General features: G+C 71.1%; 19 protein-coding genes. 12 read left to right on the top strand and 7 right to left on the bottom strand.

The window, feature by feature from the left end; genetic code table 11:
* The first annotated feature begins 2 nt into the window (after window positions 1-2).
* The 4 genes from ACFWSK_RS11355 to ACFWSK_RS11340 all read left to right on the top strand — a co-directional run bounded on the left by ACFWSK_RS11355 (window position 3) and on the right by ACFWSK_RS11340 (window position 5,272).
* Entirely contained in the window at window positions 3-770 is a 768-nt protein-coding gene (locus ACFWSK_RS11355) for a TetR/AcrR family transcriptional regulator (RefSeq protein ID WP_383783637.1), read from the top strand.
* 4 nt (window positions 771-774) lie between these two features.
* Window positions 775-1,050, top strand: coding sequence for a hypothetical protein (locus tag ACFWSK_RS11350; RefSeq protein WP_383783636.1), 276 nt, complete (start codon window positions 775-777; stop codon window positions 1,048-1,050).
* Between the two features lie 120 nt (window positions 1,051-1,170).
* Window positions 1,171-3,879, top strand: coding sequence for a PQQ-binding-like beta-propeller repeat protein (locus ACFWSK_RS11345; RefSeq protein WP_383783635.1), 2,709 nt, complete (start codon window positions 1,171-1,173; stop codon window positions 3,877-3,879).
* 118 nt (window positions 3,880-3,997) lie between these two features.
* Window positions 3,998-5,272, top strand: a complete 1,275-nt coding sequence (locus tag ACFWSK_RS11340; protein WP_383783634.1) for an NlpC/P60 family protein — start codon at window positions 3,998-4,000, stop codon at window positions 5,270-5,272.
* A 62-nt stretch (window positions 5,273-5,334) separates the two neighbouring features.
* On the opposite strand, the gene ACFWSK_RS11335 is transcribed toward ACFWSK_RS11340, so the two are convergent.
* From ACFWSK_RS11335 to ACFWSK_RS11315, 5 genes are read right to left on the bottom strand one after another with little or no spacing between them, the layout of a single operon-like run.
* Window positions 5,335-6,579: a styrene monooxygenase/indole monooxygenase family protein gene (locus ACFWSK_RS11335; protein WP_383783633.1), complete on the bottom strand. Its 1,245-nt coding sequence runs from the start codon at window positions 6,577-6,579 to the stop codon at window positions 5,335-5,337.
* Between the two features lie 38 nt (window positions 6,580-6,617).
* Window positions 6,618-7,268 carry an ATP/GTP-binding protein gene (locus tag ACFWSK_RS11330; RefSeq protein WP_383783632.1) on the bottom strand — a complete coding sequence of 217 codons (651 nt, stop codon included), beginning with the start codon at window positions 7,266-7,268 and terminating at the stop codon, window positions 6,618-6,620.
* On the bottom strand, window positions 7,249-7,659 hold the full coding sequence (locus ACFWSK_RS11325) for a DUF742 domain-containing protein (RefSeq protein ID WP_383783631.1): 411 nt from the start codon (window positions 7,657-7,659) through the stop codon (window positions 7,249-7,251). Before ACFWSK_RS11325 ends, ACFWSK_RS11330 begins: the two co-directional genes overlap by 20 nt.
* Window positions 7,659-8,138 (bottom strand): roadblock/LC7 domain-containing protein, encoded by a 480-nt coding sequence (locus ACFWSK_RS11320; RefSeq protein ID WP_383783630.1) that lies wholly within the window; start codon window positions 8,136-8,138, stop codon window positions 7,659-7,661. Before ACFWSK_RS11320 ends, ACFWSK_RS11325 begins: the two co-directional genes overlap by 1 nt.
* Window positions 8,135-11,044 carry a nitrate- and nitrite sensing domain-containing protein gene (locus tag ACFWSK_RS11315; RefSeq protein WP_383783731.1) on the bottom strand — a complete coding sequence of 970 codons (2,910 nt, stop codon included), beginning with the start codon at window positions 11,042-11,044 and terminating at the stop codon, window positions 8,135-8,137. The genes ACFWSK_RS11320 and ACFWSK_RS11315 overlap by 4 nt, the downstream gene beginning before the upstream one ends.
* A gap of 364 nt (window positions 11,045-11,408) precedes the next feature.
* Here ACFWSK_RS11315 and ACFWSK_RS11310 point away from each other — a divergent pair, with 364 nt between their 5' ends.
* Entirely contained in the window at window positions 11,409-12,194 is a 786-nt protein-coding gene (locus ACFWSK_RS11310; RefSeq protein WP_383783629.1) for a hypothetical protein, read from the top strand.
* 31 nt (window positions 12,195-12,225) lie between these two features.
* Here ACFWSK_RS11310 and ACFWSK_RS11305 read toward each other — a convergent pair whose 3' ends face one another.
* Window positions 12,226-12,723: a MarR family winged helix-turn-helix transcriptional regulator gene (locus ACFWSK_RS11305; RefSeq protein WP_383783628.1), complete on the bottom strand. Its 498-nt coding sequence runs from the start codon at window positions 12,721-12,723 to the stop codon at window positions 12,226-12,228.
* A gap of 235 nt (window positions 12,724-12,958) precedes the next feature.
* Here ACFWSK_RS11305 and ACFWSK_RS11300 point away from each other — a divergent pair, with 235 nt between their 5' ends.
* Both ACFWSK_RS11300 and ACFWSK_RS11295 read left to right on the top strand, forming a co-directional pair.
* Window positions 12,959-13,783: a lysozyme gene (locus ACFWSK_RS11300; RefSeq protein ID WP_383783627.1), complete on the top strand. Its 825-nt coding sequence runs from the start codon at window positions 12,959-12,961 to the stop codon at window positions 13,781-13,783.
* A 324-nt stretch (window positions 13,784-14,107) separates the two neighbouring features.
* Window positions 14,108-14,788 carry a polysaccharide deacetylase family protein gene (locus tag ACFWSK_RS11295; protein WP_383783730.1) on the top strand — a complete coding sequence of 227 codons (681 nt, stop codon included), beginning with the start codon at window positions 14,108-14,110 and terminating at the stop codon, window positions 14,786-14,788.
* A 99-nt stretch (window positions 14,789-14,887) separates the two neighbouring features.
* Here the strand turns inward: ACFWSK_RS11295 and lon are convergent, their stop codons facing one another.
* A complete protein-coding gene (gene lon / locus ACFWSK_RS11290; protein ID WP_383783626.1) occupies window positions 14,888-17,311 on the bottom strand; it encodes an endopeptidase La in 2,424 nt (807 codons plus the stop codon).
* 183 nt (window positions 17,312-17,494) lie between these two features.
* Here lon and ACFWSK_RS11285 point away from each other — a divergent pair, with 183 nt between their 5' ends.
* The 5 genes from ACFWSK_RS11285 to ACFWSK_RS11265 all read left to right on the top strand — a co-directional run bounded on the left by ACFWSK_RS11285 (window position 17,495) and on the right by ACFWSK_RS11265 (window position 25,082).
* Window positions 17,495-18,079 (top strand): isochorismatase family protein, encoded by a 585-nt coding sequence (locus tag ACFWSK_RS11285; RefSeq protein WP_383783625.1) that lies wholly within the window; start codon window positions 17,495-17,497, stop codon window positions 18,077-18,079.
* Window positions 18,080-18,271: 192 nt separating this feature from the next.
* Complete coding sequence (locus tag ACFWSK_RS11280) at window positions 18,272-18,949, top strand: spermidine synthase (RefSeq protein WP_383783624.1); 678 nt, start codon at window positions 18,272-18,274, stop codon at window positions 18,947-18,949.
* 231 nt (window positions 18,950-19,180) lie between these two features.
* The gene (locus ACFWSK_RS11275) at window positions 19,181-19,918 is read left to right on the top strand and encodes a response regulator transcription factor (RefSeq protein WP_328905824.1); all 738 of its coding nucleotides are present in this window, start codon (window positions 19,181-19,183) and stop codon (window positions 19,916-19,918) included.
* Entirely contained in the window at window positions 19,915-20,991 is a 1,077-nt protein-coding gene (locus ACFWSK_RS11270; protein WP_383783623.1) for an ATP-binding protein, read from the top strand. The genes ACFWSK_RS11275 and ACFWSK_RS11270 overlap by 4 nt, the downstream gene beginning before the upstream one ends.
* A 257-nt stretch (window positions 20,992-21,248) precedes the next feature.
* Window positions 21,249-25,082 (top strand): multifunctional oxoglutarate decarboxylase/oxoglutarate dehydrogenase thiamine pyrophosphate-binding subunit/dihydrolipoyllysine-residue succinyltransferase subunit, encoded by a 3,834-nt coding sequence (locus ACFWSK_RS11265; RefSeq protein WP_383783622.1) that lies wholly within the window; start codon window positions 21,249-21,251, stop codon window positions 25,080-25,082.
* Window positions 25,083-25,095 lie beyond the last annotated feature (13 nt).

The following is a 25,095-nucleotide window of genomic DNA, read 5'->3' as shown; positions in this document are numbered from 1 at the left end:
GTATGACCTCCGCCGCTGAAGCCCCGTCGCCCCCCGCGTACCGAAGGCTCGGTGTCGAGGTGCGGCGCGCCCAGATCATCGCCGCGGCCCTCGGCCTCTTCGCGCACCGGGCCCCCGACGAGGTCTCGCTCGACGAGGTGGCCGCGGTCGCCGGAGTCTCACGGCCGCTCGTGTACCGGTACTTCCCCGGCGGCCGCCAGCAGCTGTACGAGGCGGCGCTCGGGTCGGCCGCCGCCGAACTGACGCTGTGCTTCACGGAGCCCGCCGTCGGGCCGCCCACGGAACGGCTCTCGCGGGTCCTGGACCGGTATCTGGCCTTCGTCGACGAGCACGACGCCGGTTTCAGCGCCCTGCTCCAGGGGGGCAGCGTCGCCGAGACCTCCCGTACGACCGCGATCGTCGACGGGGTCCGCCGGGCGGCGGCCGAGCAGATCCTGCTGCACCTCGGCAGGGGCGGCGGCCCGGGGCAGCAGAGTGCGGGACCGAGGCTGCGGATGATGGTGCGCACCTGGATCGCGGCCGTCGAGGCGGCGTCCCTGATCTGGCTGGACGAGGAGAAGCAGCCCCCGGCGGCCGGACTGCGCGGCTGGCTCGTGGACCATCTCATCGCGCTGCTCGCGGCGACCGCGGCGACGGACCCCGACACCGCTGCCGCGGTGGCGGACCTGCTACCGCTGGAAACGGCCGGAGGACCGGCCGGACGACTGGCGGATCTGGTGATCCCGGTGGTGGCCGGTGCGGCCCACCTGCTGCCCGCTGCGTCAGACTGACCCGGTGAGAAGCGAGAACACCCTCTTCAGAGGCGGCCCCCTGGACGGCCGGGTCCTGCCCGTCCTGCTCGGCCCGACCGGCCATCCCCCCAAGTGGTACGAGGTCCCGGTCCCGGACGCCGGCGGCGGGCCCGACACCGTGTACGCGTACCAGCGGGTCACGGCCGGCCACACCAGGCGACTGGCGCTGCCGCGGGGCTGGGTGTACGAGTACGTCCCCGAGGGCCGCGGGCGACGGACCCTCAAGTGGCCCTGGACGAAGCCCGGCAGCGGGCACTGAGCACCGGTGCCCGTCGTGGCGTATCTGGGCGCGGGGCGAGTGTCCGGGCCGGGCAACGGAGGCCGGACCCTCTAAGATCGACGCTCTGGTGCCGAGGCACGGTAACAAGGGGGGTGCGCCATGGAGGCGCTGCGTCAGGACGATCCACGTCACTTCGGCCCGTACACCGTGCTGGCGCGCTTCCGTGAGACGGCGAGCGCCGTCCAGTACGTGGTCAGGGACACCGGCACCGACGAACTCGCCGTGGTCAGCGCCGCACGGCCCGCACTCGCCGCGGTGCCGGCCTTCCGGCGGCGCTTCCAGGCGGAGGCGCGCACGGCGGAGCGGCTGGCCGGCGGATGGGTGCAGGCGCCGCTCAAAGCCCCGGACTCCGGTGAGCTGTGGACGGCATGGCCGTACGTACCCGCGCTGACGCTCGCTCAGGCCATCGACCTCGCAGGGCCGCTCCCCGAGCGTGCCGTGCGGATACTGGGTGCGGGCGTCGCCGAGACCCTCTCCCGGGTGCACGCCACCGGGGCCGTCCTCCAGGGGCTGGCCCCGGGGACGGTGCTGCTGGCCGAGGACGGCCCCCGGCTCACCGCCTTCGGACCGCTGGGCGCCTCGGCGGCCGCCGAGGCGAAGCCGGGCGGGCAGCTCTCCGTACGGCTCGGCTATCTCACCCCGGAACAGATCGGGGGCGAGGACGCGGGCCCGGCATCCGACCTCTTCGTCCTCGGACTGCTGCTCGCGTACGCGGCGACCGGCACGACCCCGCTCGCGGACGGCCCGCCCGACGAGGCCGCCGACCGGATCGCGCACGGCAACGCCGAACTGGACTCCGTACCCGACGCGTTGCGTGAGCTGATCGCCCGGTGTCTGAGGAAGGACCCGTCCGAGCGCCCGTCCGCGGGCTCGGTCGCCGCCGATCTGGCACTGGAGGGCGCGGCGGCCCTGGCCAAGGGCGGCTGGCTGCCCGGACCGCTGTCGGCCGCGGTGTCCGAGCAGGAGAGCTGGGCGCGCGCGCTGAAGCCGCCGTCCGACGAGCCGCCCCTCGATAAGCCTCAGTCCGATGAACCGGAGTCCGTCGAGGCGCAGTCCGGCGAGCCGGCGTCCGTCGAGCCGCAGTCCGTCGAGCCGCAGTCCAACAAGCCGCAGGACGCGGTGGTGCGGGACGCCGTCGTGCAGGACGCCGCCCTGGCACCGGCTGCCTCCCCCGTCGCGGCCGGGCAGTCCGGTGACGGCGGCGGAGATGCCGTCGAGGACAGCAGGACCACCCGGTTCAAGGCCATCGGGCACAGGCCGCCGCACACGGACCGGCCGACCACGCAGCTGGCCATCCCCCGGGAGCAGACCGCGCTCCCGCCCGCCCCGGCTCCGTACCCCTACCCGCAGGCCGCCCCGTCGCAGAACGCCGCCGCACCCTTCGCCCCGGTCCCGCAGGCGCCTCTCCCCCTGCCCGCCCAGGCACACTCACCGGCCCCGGCCCCGGCTCCGGCCACCGCTCCCGGGCCGTCCGGGACCGCGCGCGACCGCCGGGCGCTGCTCACGGTCTTCGCCGCCGGGGCCGCCGGACTGTTCGTGGGAGCGGGCGCCGTGCTCGCCCTCGGTTCCGACGACTCCGCTCCCCCGGCCGACGACAAGCCCGCACCGAAGCCCCGCCGTACCGTGCCCGGACTGCCGCCCGAGCCGAAGTGGACGTACACGCACCCGGCGTCCGAGCCCGCGCCCCTGACCTCCTCGATCTGGCGGGACAAGCTGCTTGTGCTCAGCGGCGAGAACGGGGCCACCGGCGTCACCCTCCGTACCGGGCGCAAGGTCTGGCAGCAGGCTGCCGCCGCCGGCGGGCAGGCGGTGCTGGCCGCCGGTGAGAGCCTCTGCTTCATCGCGGGCCCGGCCGAATTCCTCTGGCTCTCCCCCGCGGACGGCAAGATCGTCCACCGCGTGCCGTACGCGACCGGCTTCACCGACGCACCGGGTCTCAAGGTCGCCCCGCTCACCGGCCAGTCCGGCTCCGTCATCTGGTTCACCGGCTCCCACACGGTCACGGTGAAGGCCAGGAAGCCGAAGAAGGGCAAGAAGCCCGGCAAGGACACCCAGGTCGTCCGGGCCCACCTCTTCGCCTACGACATCGTGCAGCGCAAGGAACTCTGGCGTGCGGCCGTGCCCGCCGGACGCTCGCCCGGCACACCTGCCTACCTGCTCACCGCCGTGCGCGCCGCCGACATCGTCGTACGCCAGACCGCCGCGACGCTCACCCCCGCCGAGGTCAAGGCCGCGAAGGGCAAGGGCTCGTTCCGCTGCTTCGACCGGAAGACCGGAAAGCTGCTGTGGACCCGGCAGTTCGGCACGGTCACACCGGACGGGGCCGCGTCGGGCGACGAGAAGGGGCAGCTGTACGGGGCGGTCGGCGACGATCTCCAGGCGTTCGAGACGGCCACGGGCAAACCGCTGTGGCGGCTGAACGGCACCGAGGCATCCGTCTTCGGCACCCCGGTGCCGGCCGGGGACCTGCTCCACGTCACCAACCGGAATCAGGAGGTCGGCGTCGTCGAGCGGGCCACCGGACGGCTGCGCTGGCGGCGCCCGACCGAGGTGCCCCTCGGCGGCAACGCGCCCTCCCTCGCCCTCAGCGGGAGTGGAAGGACGCTGCTCGCGGCGGATCTCACCCAGGTCACCGCGTTCGCGGCCGCCGACGGGCGACGGCTGTGGAAGTTCCAGGACATCGGGGTGCAGGACCCGGCGAAGGACCCCAAGGGGGCCACGGCCCTCGTTCCGTACCAGGTCCGTACGTCGGCCGGGACCGCCGTCGTGCAGCGGGGCAGGGTGTTCTACGCCTTCCCGGTGAGCTGAGCGCCGCCACGCCGCACGGTACTTGCATCACCTGACACCACGTGACCGGATGAAGAGGATTCGGTCATTTGTGGGGCAACCCCATCAAGGGCCCCACTCCGTCATCGGAGGTGATGTCGTGCCCGGCAGAGTCCTGCGTGCGCTCTGCACGGCGGTGATCGCGGCGGTCGTCGCGGCCGCACCCGCCACCGCCGAACCCGTCGGCCCGAGCCCCGCTCCGTCGGACGCGGTGGACACGTCCGAGTCAGCCAAGGCTTCCGAGGCGTCCGAGGCGGCAATCGGTGCGGACGACTCGGCGGACGGTACGGACGACGCGACCGTGGACGCGGAAGACGCCTTCCCGGCGAACGCCACCGGGTCCAAGAGCGTCGCCGAGCTGCTCAAGCAGCTTCAGACGCTCTACCGCCAGGCCGAGGAGGCCGGCGAGACGTACAACGGCACCGCGGTGGAGCTGAGGAAGCGCACCGCCGAGGCGAAGAAGCTGGCGTCCGATCTGGCCCGGGCGCGGATCGCCCTCGACCGGGGCCGCGGTGACGCGGGCCGGCTGGCCCGCGAGCAGTACCAGGGCCGGTCCGACTTCTCCGCGTACATGCGACTGCTGCTGGCCCGCGACCCCGCGAGCGCCCTGGACCAGAGCCACATCATCCAGCGCGTGGCGGCGGGCCGGGCGGCGGCGGTGGACCGGCTCACCGAGGCGGAGAAGCGCGCGGATCTCCTGGCGACCGCCTCCCGCAAGGCCCTGGGCCGGCAACAGGCGCTCGCCGCCCAGCAGAGGAGGCAGCGCAACGCGGTGCGCTCCCGGCTGAAGGACATCGAGGCCATGCTCGCCTCGCTCAGCGCCGATCAGCTCACCGCCGTCGCCCGGCTGGAGAAGGAGACCACGGACACCGCCCAGCGCGAGCTGGTCGCCTCCGGGGCCCTCAGCTCGACCAGGCCACCGTCCCGGCAGGGCAGCGACGCAGTCCGGTACGCGGTCAGGCAGCTCGGCAAACCGTATGTGTGGGGCGCCGAGGGACCGGAGTCGTTCGACTGCTCCGGGCTGACCTCGCGGGCCTGGGAGACGGCCGGACGGCCGATTCCGCGGACCTCGCAGGAACAGTGGCGGCAGCTGCCCAAGGTGCCGGTCTCCTCGCTGCGCCCCGGCGACCTGGTGATCTACTTCCCGAAGGCGACCCATGTGGCGCTCTACATCGGCGACGGCATGGTGGTGCAGGCGCCCCGGCCGGGAACCGAGGTGAAGGTCTCGCCGGTCGCGTCGAACCCACTGCTGGGCGCGGTACGCCCGGACCCGGACGCCGAGCCGCTGAGCCTGTACACACCCCCGGAGCTGCCGGAGGGCGCCACGGCGGGCGACGACACGGGGTACAGCTCCGACACCGCGCCGGTCGAGTAGCGCACACGAAGAGCCACCGGGCTGTCACGTCGACCTGAACGACGTGACAGCCCGGTGCCTGATCAGACGGCTGCGGAACCCGTGACCTCGGCGAGGTACGCGTTCGTGCGGTCCGGCTCGAAGAAGAAGTTGTCGAAGTCCGCCGGGTCGTTGAAGCCGTTGGCGAAGCGGTCGGCGACGGGCTGGAGCTGACCGGCGGCACCGATCAGGTTCAGCACGTGCTCCGGCGGGGCGCCGAGCATCGCGTTGGTCCACTTCACGACGTGCTGCGCGGTGTCCCAGTAACGGTCGAACGTGGACTGCATCCAGTCCGCGTCGAACTCCCGGTCGCCGTGCTCGATGATCGACTCCAGGTACGCGTTCGCGCACTTGGAGGCCGAGTTGGAACCCTGACCGGTGATCGGGTCGTTGGCCACGACCACGTCCGCGACGCCGAGGACCAGGCCGCCGCCGGGCAGCCGGCCGATCGGCTTGCGGACGGTCGGGGCGTAACGGCCCGCCAGCGTGCCGTTGGCGTCGGTCAGTTCCACCTTCGTGGCGCGGGCGTACTCCCACGGAGTGAACCTCTCCATCAGCTCCAGCGTCTTGGCGAGGTGCTCGGACGGGTCCTTGATGCCCTGGAAGGCGTCGAGCGGTCCGCCCGGGACGCCCTCCCAGAACAGGATGTCCGCGCGGCCGGAGGTGGTCAGGGTCGGCATGACGAACAGCTCGCCGACGCCCGGGACCAGGTTGCAGCGGACCGCGTCGAAGTCGGGGTGCTCGGGGCGCGGGCCCATGCCGTGGACGTAGGCCACGGCCAGGGCGCGCTGCGGGGCGTCGAACGGCGAACGCGAGGCGTCCCGGCCGAACATGGAGACCAGCTCGCCCTTGCCGGCCGAGACCATCACCAGGTCGTAGGCGCGGGAGAAGTAGTCCAGGTCGGAGACGGCGGCGCCGTGGATGACGAGCTGACCGCCGCGCTGGGCGAAGGTCTCCATCCAGCCGGCCATCTTCACGCGCTGGTCGACGGACTGCGCGAAGCCGTCCAGCTTGCCGACCCAGTCGATGGCCCGCGAGGAGTCCGGCGCGGCGACGGACACGCCGAGGCCCTCGATGCGCGGGGCCTGCGTCTCCCAGAAGTTGAGCTGGAGGTCGCGCTCGTGCTGGAGCGCGGTGTGGAACATGCACTGCGTCGACATGACCCGGCCGGTCCGGATCTCGTCCGCCGTGCGGTTGGACATGAGGGTGACTTCGTACCCGCTCGACTGCAGTCCGAGGGCGAGCTGGAGACCGGACTGGCCGGCTCCGACTATGAGTATCTTCCGCATCGCGGTTCTCCGTTACGTGTTCGTACGCGTGTCAGCTGTTACGCCGGGGTGGCATCAAGAGCGTGACCCACCAGGGCCAGCAGCGACTCGATGACAGTGATCCTGTTACGCGCATCCATGATCACAACCGGCACGTGCGGGGGTACGGTCAGGGCCTCCCTGACGTCCTCCGTCTCGTAACCGGGCGTCCCCTCGAAGTGGTTGACCGCGACGATGTAGGGGAGCCCGCAGCTCTCGAAGTAGTCGAGTGCGGGAAAGCAGTCGGCGAGGCGCCGGGTGTCGGCGAGCACGACCGCTCCGATCGCGCCGCGCACCAGGTCGTCCCACATGAACCAGAAGCGCTGCTGACCAGGGGTGCCGAACACGTACAGGACGAGGTCGTCGTCGAGCGTGAGCCGGCCGAAGTCCATCGCCACGGTCGTGGTGACCTTGTCGGGCGTGGCCGTGAGGTCGTCCGTCTCCTCGCTGGCCTGGGTCATCAGCGCTTCGGTCTTCAGCGGGGTGATCTCGGAGACCGAGCCCACGAAGGTCGTCTTGCCGACACCGAAGCCGCCGGCGACCACGATCTTCGTCGCGATGGGGGCGCGGGTGTGGTCCAGCTGCCATGCCTGGAGCGACTCCTCGGCCTGCTCCGCGGGCCCCGGCTGACGCGGGGCGAAGAGCGTCGCCTCAGAGACGGCGGAGTCCATTGAGCACCCTTTCGAGCAGTGCGCGGTCCGGCTGGCCGGTGCCGTGACCGGTTCCGTACACGCGGATCTTTCCCTGGTCGGCCAAGTCGCTGAGCAGCACGCGGACCACGCCGAGCGGCATCTTCAACAGGGCCGAGATCTCCGCCACCGTACGCATACGGCGGCAGATTTCGACGATGGCCCTGAGCTCCGGCATGACGCGCGAGGCGAGGTTGCCGTTGGTGAGCTCGCGGCGCTCCTCCGGTGCTTCGAGCGCGGCGACGAACGTCTCGACGAGGAGGACGTGGCCGAAGCGGGTGCGCCCGCCGGTGAGGGAGTACGGGCGGACCCGGGCGGGCCGTTTGTCGGCGCCGCGGACCGGGAGCCTTCGGGCGGGTTCAGCAGCGGGCATCACTGGGCGCTCTCCATCGATTTGCGCAGTTCACTGCGGAGTTCGGGGGTGAGTACGTGTCCGGCGCGGCCGACGAAGAGCGCCATGTGGTAGGCGACGACGCTCATGTCGCAGTCGGGGGTGGCGTGCACGCCGAGCAGCGAGCCGTCGCTGATGGACATGACGAAGACGCTGCCCTCGTCCATCGCGACCATCGTCTGCTTGACGCCGCCGCCGTCCATCAGCTTGGCGGCTCCCGCGGTGAGGGAGCCGATGCCGGAGACGATGGTGGCCAGATCGGCGCTGGAGCCACGCGGGCCGCTCCGCCGGTCGGCCGTCGGGGCGTTCAGGTGGCCGGGGTCCGAGGAGAGCAGCATGAGTCCGTCGGACGAGACGACGGTGACCGAGTGGACCCCTGGCACCTCCTCCACCAGATTGCTCAGCAACCAGTGAAGATTCCGGGCCTCGGTGCTCAGCCCGAATGTGCTGGGCGCAGTCAACTGCGTGCCTCCTCGACTGTGTCCCCCGTCTCATCGGTTCGACCGCCGGTACGGCCGGTCAGCTCAGTTTGGTCGGTGTGCGCCGCGGCCACGGTGATCCCGCCGCCCAGCGTGTCCTCGGCGATCTCCGCTTCGACGTCGCGACGGCCGTCCTTCGCGCCCTGGTGGAAGCCGCCGAGCCGGCGGCGCAGAGCGTCCTTGTCCAGGCTGCCCTTGCGCTCGACGACGGGGGCGTCCGCGGGCTTGACGACCTTGGGGGTGCGCTTGGGCAGCCCCTTGTCCGTGACGATGCCCTCACCCTCGCGCCGGGCCTCGCCCTGCGGCTTCCGGGGGCCGGGAACGGTCTCGGCGGCGGGGGCGGGCGCCTGTGCGGGTGCGGGTGCAGGTGCCGTGAACGGCGAGGGGGCGGCGGTCCGTTCGGGCGCGGTGTGGGGCTCCGGGGTGAGCGCGGAGTCGTTGTCGGCGGTGCGCTCGTGCCGGTCGGGGCCGATGGCGTACGGATCGGGGGACCCCGGCGACACCGGAAGCCTGACCTGCATCGTGGTCTCGGCCTCGGACTCGGCGGCGACCGGCCGGGGCTCGGGCATCGCCGGTTCGGCGACCGGTTCGGCGGCCGCGGCAGATTCCACGGCCGGGGAGGGTGTGGCGCCGGCTTCCCGGATCGTCTGCTCGGCCGCCTCGATCAGCGGATCGTCCGGCAGCTCGCCCGCCCTGCGGGGCAGGGCGTTGGAGTTGGCCTCGGCGACCGAACCCGGCAGGTTCAGCGTGGGCGCGTCCCCCGCCTTGTGGACCGGCGGCGGCGATGCGGCGGGCGGCGCCTTCGGCAGCAGGGCCTGCGGCAGGACGACGACCGCCGCCACCCCGCTGCCCTTCTGCTCGCGCAGCTGCACCCGTACGCCGTGGCGCGCGGCCAGCAGCGAGGTCACCTGAAGGCCGAGTCCGGCACCGTCGGCACTCTGCTCGCCCGCCTCGAACGAAGCCGGGTCGGCCAGCCTGGCGTTGAGCTCGCCCATCCGGACGGCCGACATGCCGATGCCCTCGTCCTGCACGGAGAGCATCACCTCGCCGGTCTCCAGCAGCCAGCCGGAGAGCTCGACATGGGAGTCGGGGGGCGAGAAGGAGGTCGCGTTCTCCAGGAGTTCGGCGACCAGGTGGCTGAGGTCGTCGGCGGCGAAGCCGGCGATCTGGGCGTGCGGCGGCAGGGACTGGATCGTCACCCGCTCGTACCGCTCGATCTCGCTGACGGCTGCGCGCAGGACGTCGACCAGCGGGATCGGTCCCGCGTGGCCGTGGCCGTGCTCGGCGCCCGCGAGGACCAGCATGTTCTCGCTGTGGCGGCGCATGACGGTGGCCATGTGGTCGAGCTTGAAGAGCGTGCTGAGGCGCTCGGGGTCCTGCTCGCGCTCCTCCAGGCTCTCGATGACGCCGAGCTGGCGCTCGACGAGGCCGAGGGTGCGCAGCGAGAGGTTGACGAAGGTGTGGTGGACCGTGTTCTTCAGCCGCTCCAGCTGGGCGGCGAGATCGGCCGCGTGGACCTGGAGTTCGGCCCGCTGGACGGTGAGCGCCTCGCGGCCCGCGATCAGCTCGCCGCGCTCGCTCCGAAGGGTCTCAAGCTGCCCGCCGAACGTGTGGTGCAGCCCGTACAGCTTGCCGTGCAGCGCGTTGATGGACCGGACGACCTGGGCGAACTCGTCGTTGCGGCCGGTGTAGCGGATCGCTTCCGCGGTCTCGGGCTCGCCCGCGAGCCTCGCGGCCCCGATGCGCAGCACGGCGAGCGGCTGGGTGAGGGTGCGGGCGACGGCGGTGGAGACGCCCACGACGATCAGGAAGCAGCCGCCGAGCAGGGCCAGGCTCAGTTCGAGCGCGGTGACGTCGTCGTCGCGGAGCTGTTCCAGGCGCTGGACCTGGCTGGTGCCGAGCGCCGACTCGACGCCCCGCATCCGGTCGATGCGGGCGGAGAGTGCGGCCGCGACCTTCTTGCGGTCGGCCCGCTGGTCGCTGTCGGACAGCTCGGGCCGGTCGGTCAGCCTGGAGAGGTACTTCTCGGCGCTGTTGACGTCGGGGCCCGTGACGGTCGAGGAGAGCCTGTCGCGGGCGACCGGGGTGGCGGCCTGGTCGAAGTCGGCGAGCGAGGCGAGTTCGCGGACCCGCGCCTGCTGGGCGGCGGCGCTCAGCTCGTCCCGGTTGCGGTCGTCCTCGGTGGAGCTCTCGCCCTGGACCTCCACCGGCAGGCCCGTGAAGGGGTCGGTCCGGGTGACGGGTTCGCCGCGCGGTACGGCGAGAGCGGCGAGGAGCAGGCCCCGGGTCGCCGACGCCTGCTCGACGGCACCGCCGAGTGCGAGCGGTGCGCGGGTGGAGTCCGAGGCGCGCGGCGGGGTCTTGCCGGCCAGTTCCTCGGCGAGGCCGTGGAGCTTGGCGATGACCTCGGAGTACGCCCGGTGGGCCTCCATGGCCGAGCCCTTGCCGGAGAGGGCGTCGCGGCGCAGCGAGGGGATCGTGGAGAGTTCCCTGCGCAGGCCCGCGGGGGCTTCGGCGCGGATCTCGTCCACCTTCTGGTCGACGCGGGCCGAGGAGCCTCTCCCGGCGCCTTCGGCGGTCGAGTCCTCGCGGCCCGCCGCGATGTACGCGGTGACGTCGTCGCGCTCATCGGCGAGCGAGTGCGCGAGCGTGATGGCCTGCTGGTTCAGCTCGGCGAGGGTGACCAGCCGCTGGGACTCGTTGAGGTCGGACGAGGCACTGAGCGCGGCCGGTGCGCCCGCCGCGAGGACGGTGATGCCGACGACGGCGACACCCGCGACCAGCCGGCTGCGTACCCGCACGGTCCGTTTGTCGGCGCCCTGGACCGGAGGGGTCGCCCCGGAACCGTCGCGCGTGCTGCCCTTGCTCCGAGGCCGCTTCTTCTGCACCGGTGCTCGCAATCTTGACTCGTCCACCCATGAAGCAGAGGTGACGTACGGTCACGTGTAAAGGCACCCCACCCCTGGTACGGCTTCTGACCATTCCAGTGCTTTTGAGAGGGGCGCACGCATCAACCGCTCCGCCACTCGAACGAGTGAACAACACTCCGGAGTTGGCGAACAAGTCTCCCCAGAGGCGCCGCCGGGCATGCACGGGCCACCAGGTGGAAGTTCCGCCCAGGCTTTGGCAGGATGCCCGCCCGCACCCGCCACGGAGCGTTTCCTTCCACCCGTAACGGCCGGGCTGACCTGCCGGTACGGGCCAACGCCCGGTTCGTGCAGGGCTCGTGAAGGCATCGTGCAGACTGACCGTATGCGCATGGACCTCGCCACCGAACCCGGCAGTACGGAACGCCCCAACGAGGACTGGATGTCCGCCGCACTCCCGGCGTCCGGCCAGGGCGGGGCGCTGGTGCTGCTCGACGGAGTGACGCCACCGCAGGGTGATGACGGTTGTGTGCACTCGGTGCCCTGGTTCACCGCGCGACTGGGCGGTGCGCTGGCCGAACTGTCCGGTTCGCGCCGAGATCTGACGCTGGCGGAGATCCTTGCCGAGTCCATCCGGCGCACCGCCGACACGCACCGTTCCCCATGTGACCTTTCTCACGCGAGGACGCCGCAGGCGACCGTGGTGCTCGCGCGCTGGGACGAACACAAGATCGAATACCTGGTTCTCTCCGATTCCGTACTCCTCCTGGAGGCGCCCGACGGGGCGGTGCGCGCGGTCCTCGACGACCGGCTCGACCGGCTGCCGCCCGGCTCCCTCGCCTCCGAGGCGATCGCCGACGCCCGGGCGCGGAACAAGGAGGGCGGCTTCTTCACCGCCGCCGCCGACCCCCAGGTGGCGTCCCGCGCCGTGACCGGGCACGTGCCGCGCGCCGAGGTGCGGTCCCTGGCCGCGCTGACGGACGGGGCGAGCCGCTGGACCGAGAAGTTCCGGGAGGGCGACTGGACGGCCGCCCTGGAGCTGCTGCGCAAGGCCGGCCCCCAGGGGCTGATCGACCGGGTGCGGGAGCTGGAGCGGGCGGACACCGGCCGCCGGTACCTGCGCCGGAGCAAGACCCATGACGACGCCACGGCGGCCTTCGTCGAGCTCTAGAGCCCCAGGAGCGATCCGCCGGGCGCGCCGGTCACTCCTCGGCCCGCGCGTTCAACTGGTGCAGCAGCCGGGCCAGTTCGGCGACCTCGGTGCGATCCCAGTCGGCGAGCTTGCGTACGTAGCGGTCGCGGCGGGCGTCCCGGACGCTACGGAAGCGGGCCAGGCCCTCGGCCGTGAGGCGGACGAGCCAGGCGCGGCCGTCGGCCGGGTCGGGTTCGCGGGCCACCAGGCCGTGCGTCTCCAGAGCGCGCAGCTGACGGCTCATGGTCGCCTTGCCGACACCGATGTAGGCGGCGAGATCGGTGGCCCGCTGCGGGCCCGCCGACTCAAGCCGTACGAGGAGGCCGTAGGCGGCGGATTCGAGGTCGGGGTGCACCTCACGGGCCATCTCCCCGGAGTTGGCCCGCGCCCGGCGCAGGAAGACGGCCAACTCCCGTTCCAGGGCGAGGAACTCGTGGTCCACACCACTCGCGCCGACCGCGCCGGGTTCACTCCCGCGTTCACTCCCGTGCACGTCAGCACCCCTCATACGCTTTCCTGCCGATGAAAGTTTCTTCCGCCGCCGGTCATCGCCGCAGCTCGGTCAGTATTTCGCAGGAGTAGACCATCGGCAGCGCCCGGACCCCCTTCCGCCGCGTGGGTCTACGTGCGTAGCGTCATGACTGCCATCAGTGACATGCCCACACCATGCCACCCCTCCAGGGATGTCCCGCACGCACCCCTGGGTCAGCAGTTCCCCCCACCGAGGCCCCGGAGGCACCCACATGCCCGTGCACAGATCCGGTACGTCCCGCCGCTCGCGCTTCGCCGCGGCAGGAGCCCTCCTCGCAGCACTCTCCCTCCTCCTCACCCTGCCCGGCGCGGCCTCCGCCGCGGAGACCCCCGCTCGCGGTACGGCCACGATGGGCCAGGGCGTCATCGCCCACGACGGTCAGGGTGGACTCCCCCGCGAGTCGCGCGCCGTCCAGACCGAGGGCGTCGACGTCAGCAGCCACCAGGGCAACGTCGCCTGGTCGACCCTCTGGAACAGCGGCGTGAAGTGGGCCTACGCCAAGGCCACCGAGGGGACGTACTACAAGAACCCCTACTTCGCGCAGCAGTACAACGGCTCCTACAACGTCGGCATGATCCGCGGGGCGTACCACTTCGCCACCCCGGACACGACGAGCGGGGCGACCCAGGCCAACTACTTCGTGGACAACGGGGGCGGCTGGTCGGGGGACGGCAGGACGCTGCCGGGGGTGCTGGACATCGAGTGGAATCCGTACGGCGCGCAGTGCTTCGGCAAGACCCAGGCCGGGATGGTGTCCTGGATCCGCGACTTCGTGAACACCTACAAGGCGCGCACCGGGCGCGACGCGGTGATCTACACCGCGACCAGTTGGTGGCAGACCTGCACGGGCAACAACTCCAGCTTCGGCGCCACCAACCCGCTCTGGGTGGCCCGCTACAACACCACCGTCGGTGAACTCCCGGCCGGCTGGGGCTACTACACGATGTGGCAGTACACGTCGACCGGCCCGACGGTCGGCGACCACAACCGCTTCAACGGCGCCCTGGACCGCGTACAGGCGCTCGCGTACGGCTGATCCGGCCCCTCCGCCTCACACCGCGGCCCCGGCGACGAGCTCCTGTCGCCGGGGCCCTCGCCGTACCGGAGCCGCATCGGAGCCGCATCGGAGCCATATGCGGGCCAACCCCCGCCCGACCCGCCTCTTCACCACTCGGGACCCCTCACACCCCTCTATACACTGCGTGTATACGCTCTATGTATAGTCCTCGACGTGCCGCACAACCCGTGCGCGGCCGGCCTTGAGGAGTGACCTGCTGTGCCCAGAAAGACGACGCCGTCCGGTGCCGGGTTGGCCGCCGCCCTGGTGACCGCGCTCACATTCGCGCTCGGCGGCTGCTCGATGGAGACCACCGCACCGGGTTCGGCGCGGCAGGACGCCGCATCCGACGCCAAGGGGTCGTTCGGGCAGGTGGACTGCCGCAAGGCGAAGTGCATAGCGCTGACCTTCGACGCGGGTCCGGCGGAGGACACCCCGCGGCTCCTGGACACCCTCAGGGAGAAGAAGGTGCCCGCCACCTTCTTCCTGCTCGGCAAGAAGCACGTGACCAGGTACCCGGACACCGTGCGCCGCATCGAGGCCGAGGGACACGAGGTGGCCAACCACACCTGGTCGCACGAGATCCTGACCGACCGGAAGCCCGCCGAGATACGGGCCGAGCTGGAGAGGACACAGGACGCCATCGCGGCCATCACCGGCAAGAAACCGCGGCTCATGCGTCCGCCGCAGGGCCGCACCGACGACACGGTCTCCGGGATCTGCGAGGAGCTGGGGCTGTCGCAGATCCTGTGGAGCGCGACCGCGAAGGACTACTCCACGAACGACTCCGCGCTGATCAGGAAGCGGATTCTCGACCAGGCGGGCAAGGACGGCATCATCCTGCTGCACGACATCTACAAGGGCACCGTGCCCGCGGTGCCGGGCATCATCGACGCGCTGAAGAAGCGCGGCTACACCTTCGTGACGGTCCCCCAGCTGATGGCCCCGGCGGAGCCCGTGCCGGGCACGATCTACCGGCCGTAGGCGCCGGACGCGAAAAGCGGAACGGCCCGCCCTCCCTCGGGAGAACGGGCCGTCCGTACCGGCCGTGCACGTCGTACCACGCCCGTCACTGCATGGCACTCACGCCGCGGCCGGGACCCTCTGCTCCCGGAGCCCGGCCGAGGCCGGGGCGAGGGCGATCTCCAGCACCTGGCGGACGTCCGTCACCGGGTGGACCTCCAGACCGTCCAGGACCTCGGCCGGTACGTCGTCCAGGTCGGCCTCGTTCCGCTTGGGGATCACCACGGTGGTGATCCCGGCGCGGTGCGCGGCCAGCAGCTTCTGCTTCAGACCGCCGATCGGCAGCACGCGTCCGGTCAGCGACACCTCACCGGTCATCGCCACATCCGTACGGACCTGCCGGCCGGACAGCAGCGAGGCCAGCGCCGTCGTCATCGTGATTCCGGCACTCGGACCGTCCTTGGGCACCGCACCCGCCGGGAAGTGGATGTGCACCCCGCGGTCCTTCAGATCCGCGACCGGCAGCTCCAGCTCGGCGCCGTGCGACCGCAGGAAGCTCAGCGCGATCTGCGCGGACTCCTTCATGACGTCACCCAGCTGGCCCGTCAGGGTCAGTCCGGACGCCCCGGTCTCCGGGTCGGCCAGCGAAGCCTCGACGAACAGCACATCACCACCGGCGCCGGTCACCGCAAGCCCAGTGGCCACGCCCGGCACCGCGGTGCGGCGCTCGGCCGGGTCCTGTGCGGACTCGGGCACGTGGTGCGGGCGCCCGATCAGGCCCCGCAGATCCTCGTCCGTGACCGTGAACGGCAGCTCGCGTTCGCCCAGTTCGTGCTGGGCCGCGACCTTGCGGAGCAGCCGGGCGACGGCCCGCTCCAGATTGCGGACGCCGGCCTCGCGGGTGTACTCGCCGGCCAGCTTGCGCAGCGCGGACTCGTCGAGCGCGACCTCTTCCTTCTCCAGGCCGGCCCGCTCCAGCTGGCGCGGGAGCAGGTGGTCGCGTGCGATGACGACCTTCTCGTCCTCGGTGTAGCCGTCCAGCCTGACCAGCTCCATGCGGTCGAGCAGGGCCTCCGGGATGGCGTCGAGCACATTGGCCGTCGCCAGGAAGACGACGTCGCTGAGGTCGAGTTCGACCTCCAGGTAGTGGTCGCGGAAGGTGTGGTTCTGCGCCGGGTCGAGGACCTCCAGGAGGGCGGCGGCCGGGTCGCCCCGGAAGTCCGAGCCGACCTTGTCGATCTCGTCGAGCAGGACGACCGGGTTCATGGAACCGGCCTCCTTGATGGCGCGGACGATACGCCCGGGAAGCGCGCCGACGTACGTACGCCGGTGGCCCCTGATCTCCGCCTCGTCCCGGACACCGCCGAGCGCGACACGGACGAACTTGCGGCCCATGGCGTGCGCGACGCTCTCACCGAGCGAGGTCTTTCCGACTCCAGGAGGGCCCACCAGAGCCAGCACGGCGCCGCCCCGGCGGCCGCCGACGACTCCCAGACCGCGGTCGGCACGGCGCTTGCGCACCGCCAGGTATTCGGTGATCCGCTCCTTCACGTCCTGGAGGCCCGCGTGCTCGGCGTCGAGAACGCGCTGCGCACCCGGGATGTCGTACGCGTCCTCGGTCCGCTCGGTCCACGGCAGTTCGAGGACGGTGTCGAGCCAGGTCCTGATCCAGGAGCCCTCTGGGCTCTGGTCGGAGGACCGCTCCAGCTTGTCGACCTCCTTGAGCGCGGCCTCGCGGACGTGCTCGGGAAGGTCGGCGGCCTCGACGCGGGCCCGGTAGTCGTCGGACTCGTCCTCCGGGTCGCCGTTGAGCTCCGAGAGCTCCTTGCGTACGGCGTCGAGCTGGCGCCGCAGCAGGAACTCGCGCTGCTGCTTGTCGACACCCTCCTGGACGTCCTTGGCGATGGACTCGGCCACGTCCTGCTCGGCGAGGTGTTCGCCGAGCCACTGGATGGCGAGCTTCAGCCGGGCGACCGCGTCGGCGGTCTCCAGGAGCTGCACCTTCTGGGCGGTGGTCAGGAACGGCGAGTAACCGGAGTTGTCGGCGAGGGCGGAGATGTCCTCGATCTGCTGCACCCGGTCCACGACCTGCCAGGCGCCGCGCTTCTTCAGCCAGCTGGTGGCGAGCGCCTTGTACTCCGTGACCAGTTCCACGGCGGAGCCGGGCAACGGGTCCGGGACGAGGACGTCGACCTTGGTCCCCTCCACCCACAGCGCTCCGCCGGGCCCACTGGTCCCGGCACCGATCCGCACCCGGTCACGGGCCCGGATGAGCGCACCCGGGTCCCCGTCCGAGAGCCGGCCGACCTGCTCGACGGTGCCGAGGACGCCGGTCCCCGTGTAGGTCCCGTCGATACGCGGGACGAGCAGCACCTCGGGCTTGCCGCCGCCGGCACGTGCGGCGGCCTGCGCGGCCTCCACGGCGGCCCGCACCTCCGTGTCCGACAGATCCAGCGGCACCACCATTCCGGGCAGCACTACCTCGTCGTCGAGCGGCAGCACAGGCAGATCGATCGGTGTGAACGCCTTGGACTCCGTAGCCATGATCTCCCCTTCGGCAGTCAAGTTGAGCTATGTGGACTCAATGCTCCTGAGCGCCTGAATGTTCCCCAAGCCCTGTTCGCTCTCAGCGATCACTCGTCACGCGCCGCTCCGGCGCCCGTTCGCGCCCCTGCACGGCTCGAAATCGCGTGGCAGCGCGCGGGGCCGGGTCGCGATGATGGCGCCATGACCCTTCCCGGCTTTCCCCTCCAGGCCCTGCTCGTGGTGGACGTGCAGTCCGCCTCCGTCACCGGGGCGGGTGCGGTGCCCGGAGCGGCCCTGCTCCTGGACCGGACGACGGACCTGATCGCACGGGCCCGTACGAGCGGGGCGCTCGTCGTCCACATCCAGAACGACGGGCCCGCCGGAGCGGGCGACGAGCCGCACACCCCCGGCTGGGAACTCCACCTCCCCGTCGGGACCGGCCCCCGCGAGTGCGTCGTCCGCAAGTCCATGGACGACGGCTTCGAGGAGACCTCCCTGGGCGGCCTGCTGGCCGGCCACGGAGTGCGGGGCCTCGTCGTCTGCGGCCTGATGTCCGAGATGTGCGTCCAGGCCACGGCCCGGGGGGCCCTGGCACGCGGTTATCGGGTTGTCCTCCCGTACGACGCCCACGCGACGCACAACATTCCTGCCGCCCCCGGAATCAGCGAGGAGATTCCGGCGGCCACGGCATCACGGGTCGCCGCCTGGGCCATCAGCGACGAGGCCGAGGTCACCGCATGCGCCGCGGACGTCACGTTCGCACCCCTGCCGTCGCCGGCCCACTGAATGAACAACCTGTCGCCTCCGCGCGACCGCCCCGACCGGATGTACGACGAGAAACCGGCCGGCGCCCGGCTGGACGCGTCCCGCACCGATGCCCCCGCCGCCGTCTCCTCAATTCGCTGGTCCGGGGCTGCCCGGAGCGCCAGGATGGTCCGTCGAACCGACCGCCACCACCGGAGACCGGAGAGCCACGTCATGCCCGCCAGCACCGCCCCCGTCACGCTCGACCGCCGCGAAGGCCCCTTCGGCGAAGTCGTCCTGCGCGAGCGCGGGGACGACTTCGAGATCATCGCCAACGGCTGTTTCCTCATGGACACATCCGACGGGCGGTCCGAGCGGCTGCTGATCGACGCGGCCCTCGCGGCGCTGCCCGACGGGCGCACCGCCCCGGCCGTGCTCATCGGCGGTCTCGGCGTCGGGTTCTCGCTCGTCCGGGCCGCCGAGGAGGAACGCTGGGGGCGGATCGTCGTCGTCGAGCGGGAACAGGCGATCGTCGACTGGCACCGGCAGGGGCCGCTGGACCGGATCTCCGGCCCGGCGCTGGCCGATCCGCGCACCGAGATCGTGCACACGGACCTCGTGGCCCACCTCCGGACGACCACGGAGCGTTACGACGCCCTGTGTCTGGACATCGACAACGGGCCGGACTGGACCGTCACGGAGGACAACGGAAGCCTCTATTCCGCCACCGGTCTCGCCGCCTGCAAGGAGCGTCTCACGCCGGGCGGAGTGCTCGCCGTGTGGTCCGCGCAGCCCTCCTCCGCGTTCGAGCAGGCGATGCGGAATGCCGGATTCAGCGCGGTACGCACTGAAGAAGTAGCCGTTGCCCGAGGTGTACCGGACGTGGTCCATCTCGCACTGCGGACCGGCTGAGCCCCCACCCGGTACGCACATCGCCCCTATGGCACGGGCCAAGCCCCACAAGGCAGACGATCCGCCCTCCGGAGGGGCGAAAGTCCTCACGCGGGGCAACACCCTGCGTAGCCGTGGACCGTCCGCTGCCTCTACGCTGCTGAGCGGCACATGGGATCTCCCACGAAATTCACAAGCGAAGACCGTGCCTCCGGGGGAATGGCTCCCGCGAGAACGGGCAGGGGCGGGGCGATGGAACAGACACACACCACCCACAACGGCGTCGCGGCCACCCCGGGTGCGCAGCGCCGGGTTCTGGTGGTCGAGGACGACTCCACGATCGTGGACGCCATTGCCGCGAGACTCCGGGCCGAGGGCTTCCTGGTGCAGACCGCGCTGGACGGCCCCGCGGCCGTGGACGCGGCCGAGGCATGGCAGCCCGATCTCATGGTGCTCGACATCATGCTCCCCGGCTTCGACGGGCTGGAGGTCTGCCGCCGCGTGCAGGCCCAGCGCCCCGTGCCGGTGCTGATGCTGACGGCCCGCGACGACGAGACCGACATGCTGGTCGGGCTCGGCGTCGGCGCCGACGACTACATGACCAAGCCCTTCTCCATGCGTGAGCTGGCGGCCCGGGTGCACGTCCTGCTGCGCCGGGTGGAGCGTGCGGCGCTCGCCGCGGTGACGCCGCGCAGCGGCATCCTGCGCCTCGGCGAGCTGGAGATCGACCACGCGCAGCGCCGGGTCCGGGTGCGGGCGGACGACGTCCACCTCACACCGACCGAGTTCGACCTGCTGGTCTGCCTGGCCAATACGCCGCGCGCGGTGCTCTCCCGGGAGCAGCTGCTGGCCGAGGTCTGGGACTGGGCGGACGCCTCGGGCACCCGTACCGTCGACAGTCACATCAAGGCGCTGCGCCGGAAGATCGGCGCCGAGCGGATCCGTACCGTCCACGGCGTCGGCTACGCACTGGAGACCCCCGCGCCATGAACGGGCCCGGCTGCCGGCTGAGACCCTTCTCCATCAAGGCCAAGCTGGGCACGCTCGTCGTGATCTCGGTGTTCATCACCACTGGTCTGCTGATCGTGGCGCTGCGGACCAGGACCGAGTTCCGGTTCATCACGGTGTTCTCGGTGATCGCGACCCTGCTGATCACCCAGTTCGTGGCACACGGTCTGACCGCGCCGCTGGACGAGATGAGAGCCGTGGCCCGGTCCATCTCGCACGGCGACTACACGACGCGGGTGAGCGGGGCCGGCCGCCGCGACGAGCTGGGCGACCTCGCGCAGACGATCAACCGCATGGCGGACGATCTGGAGGCCGAGGACCGGCACCGCAAGGAGCTGGTGGCCAATGTCTCCCATGAGTTGCGCACACCCATCGCGGCGCTGAGAGCCGTGCTGGAGAACGTCGTCGACGGGGTCTCGGCCGCCGATCCGGAGACGATGCGCACGGCGCTGCAGCAGACCGAGCGGCTGGGCCGGCTGGTGGAGACCCTGCTGGATCTCTCCCGGCTCGACAACGGGGTGGTGGCGCTCAAGGCCCGCCGCTTCGAGGTGTGGCCGTATCTCTCCGGGGTGCTGAAGGAGGCCAACCTCGCGGCGTCACAGCGCGGGCTGTCCTCCGGTTCCGGCAACCACTCGCGGCTCGACGTCCATCTGCACCTCGACGTGTCGCCGCCCGAACTGACGGCGCACGCCGACGCGGAGCGGCTGCACCAGGTGGTCGCCAACCTCATCGACAACGCGGTCAAGCACAGCCCGCCGCACGGTCGGGTCACCGTGCTGGCACGGCGCGGGGAGCGCCCCGAGTCGCTGGAGCTGGAAGTCGTCGACGAGGGGCCCGGCATCCCGGAGGCGGAGCGTCACCGGGTCTTCGAGCGGTTCAACCGCGGTCAGGTCCCCTCTCCGCACGGTCCCGGCAGCGACGGCGGTACGGGTCTGGGCCTGGCGATCGCCAGGTGGGCGGTGGAGATGCACGGCGGCCGCATCCGTGTGGCCGAATCAGCACGCGGCTGCCGGATACAGGTCACTCTTCCGGGAGTCCGTCAGCCGCGAGGTTGACATAGAGTTCGAACCGAAGGGCACGTTCTGCGTGCGGTTCCCTGTGTGGTTGCGGTCTAGTGACCGTAACCGCGCTGTCGCGTACCCGAAGTGCGGCGGAACCCCGCTTGTTTCCCGCCATTTCATGCGCCGAAACCCGGCTTCCGATGTGATGTGCGCGACGAAGACAGGCCCGGTCTGCACGTAACGGCCGGGGAGGCGTAGCCTTGATTTCCGCTGTCCATCACCTTGTGAAGCGGAAGAGGGCGGTTGCCGCCGTGTCGTCTCAGTCCCCCAGTAACTCGAGCATCTCGACCGACCAATCGGAGCAGGGGAACAATCCTGCCGCCGCATTCGGGCCCAATGAGTGGCTCGTCGACGAGATCTACCAGCAGTACCTCCAGGACCCCAATTCGGTCGATCGCGCCTGGTGGGACTTCTTCGCCGACTACAAGCCGGGTTCGTCCGGCACGGCGGAAAAGCCCGGCACCGCAGCCGCGGGGGCTGCGGTGACGCCGGCCCCGGCCGGGCCCGCACCGACCCAGACCACCACCGCTGCCCCGGCCGCGCCCGCGCAGACCCCGGCTCCGGCCGCGGCACCTGTCGCTCCGGCGCAGCCCGCAGCCGCCGCTCCGGCACCCGCCGCACCCGCGCCCGCTGCCCCGGCAGCACCGGCGAAGGCCGCGGCGGCTCCGGCACCGGCTGCCGCTCCGGCGAAGGCCGCTCCGGCGGCCGAGGCCCCGGCCGGCCCGGAGTACGTGACGCTGCGCGGCCCCTCGGCCGCGGTCGCGAAGAACATGAACGCCTCGCTGGAGCTGCCGACGGCCACGTCCGTCCGCGCGGTCCCGGTGAAGCTGCTCTTCGACAACCGCATCGTCATCAACAACCATCTGAAGCGCGCCCGGGGCGGGAAGATCTCCTTCACCCACCTCATCGGGTACGCGATGGTGCAGGCCCTCAAGGCCATGCCGTCGATGAACTACTCCTTCACGGTCAAGGACGGCAAGCCGACCCTGGTCAAGCCGGAGCACGTGAACCTCGGCCTGGCCATCGACCTGGTCAAGCCGAACGGTGACCGCCAGCTCGTCGTCGCGGCCATCAAGAAGGCCGAGACGCTCAACTTCTTCGAGTTCTGGCAGGCGTACGAGGACATCGTCCGCCGTGCCCGCGTCGGCAAGCTCGGCATGGACGACTTCACCGGAGTCACCGCCTCGCTGACCAACCCCGGCGGCATCGGCACCGTGCACTCGGTGCCCCGCCTGATGCCCGGACAGGGCCTCATCATGGGCGTCGGCGCGATGGACTACCCGGCCGAGTTCCAGGGCACGTCGCAGGACACCCTGAACAAGCTGGGCATCTCGAAGGTCATGACGCTGACCTCGACGTACGACCACCGGGTCATCCAGGGCGCCGCCTCCGGCGAGTTCCTGCGCGTCCTGAGCCAGCTCCTGCTCGGCGAGAACGAGTTCTACGACGAGATCTTCAAGGCGCTGCGCATCCCCTACGAGCCGGTCCGCTGGCTCAAGGACATCGACGCCTCGCACGACGACGACGTCACCAAGGCCGCACGGGTCTTCGAGCTGATCCACTCCTACCGGGTCCGCGGCCACGTCATGGCCGACACCGACCCGCTGGAGTACCGCCAGCGCAAGCACCCCGACCTCGACATCACCGAGCACGGCCTCACCCTGTGGGACCTGGAGCGGGACTTCGCGGTCGGCGGTTTCGCCGGCAAGACGATGATGAAGCTCCGCGACATCCTCGGCGTCCTGCGCGAGTCGTACTGCCGCACCACCGGCATCGAGTTCATGCACATCCAGGAGCCGAAGGAGCGCAAGTGGCTCCAGGACCGGGTGGAGCGTCCGCGCCCCGCTCCGGAGCGCGAGGAGCAGCTGCGGATCCTGCGCCGCCTCAACGCCGCCGAGGCGTTCGAGACGTTCCTGCAGACGAAGTACGTCGGCCAGAAGCGGTTCTCGCTGGAGGGCGGCGAGTCCGTCATCCCGCTGCTCGACGCGGTCATCGACTCCGCCGCCGAGGCCCGTCTCGACGAGGTCGTCATCGGCATGGCCCACCGCGGCCGGCTGAACGTCCTGGCGAACATCGTCGGCAAGTCGTACGCGCAGATCTTCCGGGAGTTCGAGGGCAACCTCGACCCGCGGTCGATGCACGGCTCCGGCGACGTCAAGTACCACCTGGGCGCCGAGGGCACCTTCACGGGTCTGGACGGCGAGCAGATCAAGGTCTCGCTGGCCGCCAACCCCTCGCACCTGGAGGCGGTCGACCCGGTCCTGGAGGGCATCGCCCGCGCCAAGCAGGACATCATCAACAAGGGCGGCACGGACTTCACGGTCCTGCCCGTCGCGCTCCACGGCGACGCGGCCTTCGCGGGCCAGGGCGTCGTCGCCGAGACCCTCAACATGTCCCAGCTGCGCGGCTACCGCACCGGCGGCACGGTGCACGTGGTGATCAACAACCAGGTCGGCTTCACCGCCGCCCCGGAGTCCTCGCGCTCCTCGATGTACGCCACCGACGTGGCGCGCATGATCGAGGCGCCGATCATCCACGTCAACGGTGACGACCCGGAGGCCGTGGTCCGCGTCGCGCGGCTCGCCTTCGAGTACCGGCAGACGTTCAACAAGGACGTCGTGATCGACCTCATCTGCTACCGCCGCCGCGGTCACAACGAGGGCGACAACCCGGAGTTCACCAACCCGCAGATGTACACCCTGATCGACAAGAAGCGCTCGGTGCGCAAGCTCTACACCGAGTCCCTCATCGGTCGCGGCGACATCACGCTGGAGGAGGCCGAGCAGGCACTCCAGGACTTCCAGGGCCAGCTGGAGAAGGTCTTCGCTGAGGTCCGCGAGGCCACCTCGGCGCCGTCCCAGCCGCACATCCCGCTCGTCCAGGCCGAGTTCCCGGTGACGGTGAACACCGCGATCTCCTCCGAGGTCGTCAAGGCGATCGCCGAGTCGCAGGTGAACATCCCCGACGGGATCACCGTCCACCCGCGCCTGATGCCGCAGATGCAGCGTCGTGCCGCGTCCGTGGAGAACGGCACGATCGACTGGGGCATGGGCGAGACCCTGGCCATCGGATCGCTGCTGATGGAGGGCACCCCGGTCCGGCTCGCCGGCCAGGACACCCGCCGCGGCACGTTCGGCCAGCGCCACGCGGTGCTCGTCGACCAGAAGACCGGCGAGGACTACACCCCGCTGCTCTACCTCGCCGAGGACCAGGCCCGTTACAACGTCTACGACTCGCTGCTCAGCGAGTACGCGGCGATGGGCTTCGAGTACGGCTACTCGCTGGCCCGCCCGGAGTCGCTGGTCATCTGGGAGGCCCAGTTCGGTGACTTCGTCAACGGCGCGCAGACCGTCGTCGACGAGTTCATCTCCTCGGCCGAGCAGAAGTGGGGCCAGACCTCCGGCGTCACGCTGCTGCTGCCGCACGGCTACGAGGGCCAGGGCCCGGACCACTCGTCCGCCCGCCCGGAGCGCTTCCTCCAGATGTGCGCGCAGGACAACATGACGGTGGCCATGCCCACGCTGCCGTCGAACTACTTCCACCTTCTGCGCTGGCAGGTGCACAACCCGCACCACAAGCCGCTGATCGTCTTCACGCCGAAGTCGATGCTGCGTCTCAAGGCCGCGGCGTCGAAGGTGGAGGAGTTCACCACGGGCGGTTTCCGTCCGGTCATCGGTGACGAGTCGGTCAAGCCGGAAAACGTCCGCAAGGTCGTCTTCTGCGCCGGCAAGCTCTACTACGACCTGGACGCCGAGCGCGAGAAGCGCGAGGACACCGAGACGGCGATCATCCGTCTGGAGCGCCTGTACCCGCTGCCGGGTGCCGAGATCCAGGCCGAGATCGCCAAGTACCCGAACGCGGAGAAGTACCTCTGGGCCCAGGAGGAGCCGGCCAACCAGGGTGCGTGGCCGTTCATCGCGCTCAACCTGATCGACCACCTGGACCTGGCCGTCGGCGCCGACGTCCCGCACGGTGAGCGCCTGCGCCGCATCTCGCGGCCGCACGGCTCGTCCCCGGCGGTCGGCTCGGCCAAGCGCCACCAGGCCGAGCAGGCTCAGCTGCTCGCCGAGGTGTTCGAAGCCTGATCAGCCGCTGTAA

It is taken from the genome of Streptomyces sp. NPDC058620, assembly GCF_042717135.1.
GTDB lineage: Bacteria > Actinomycetota > Actinomycetes > Streptomycetales > Streptomycetaceae > Streptomyces.
This window is presented reverse-complemented; position numbering and strand designations above follow the sequence as displayed.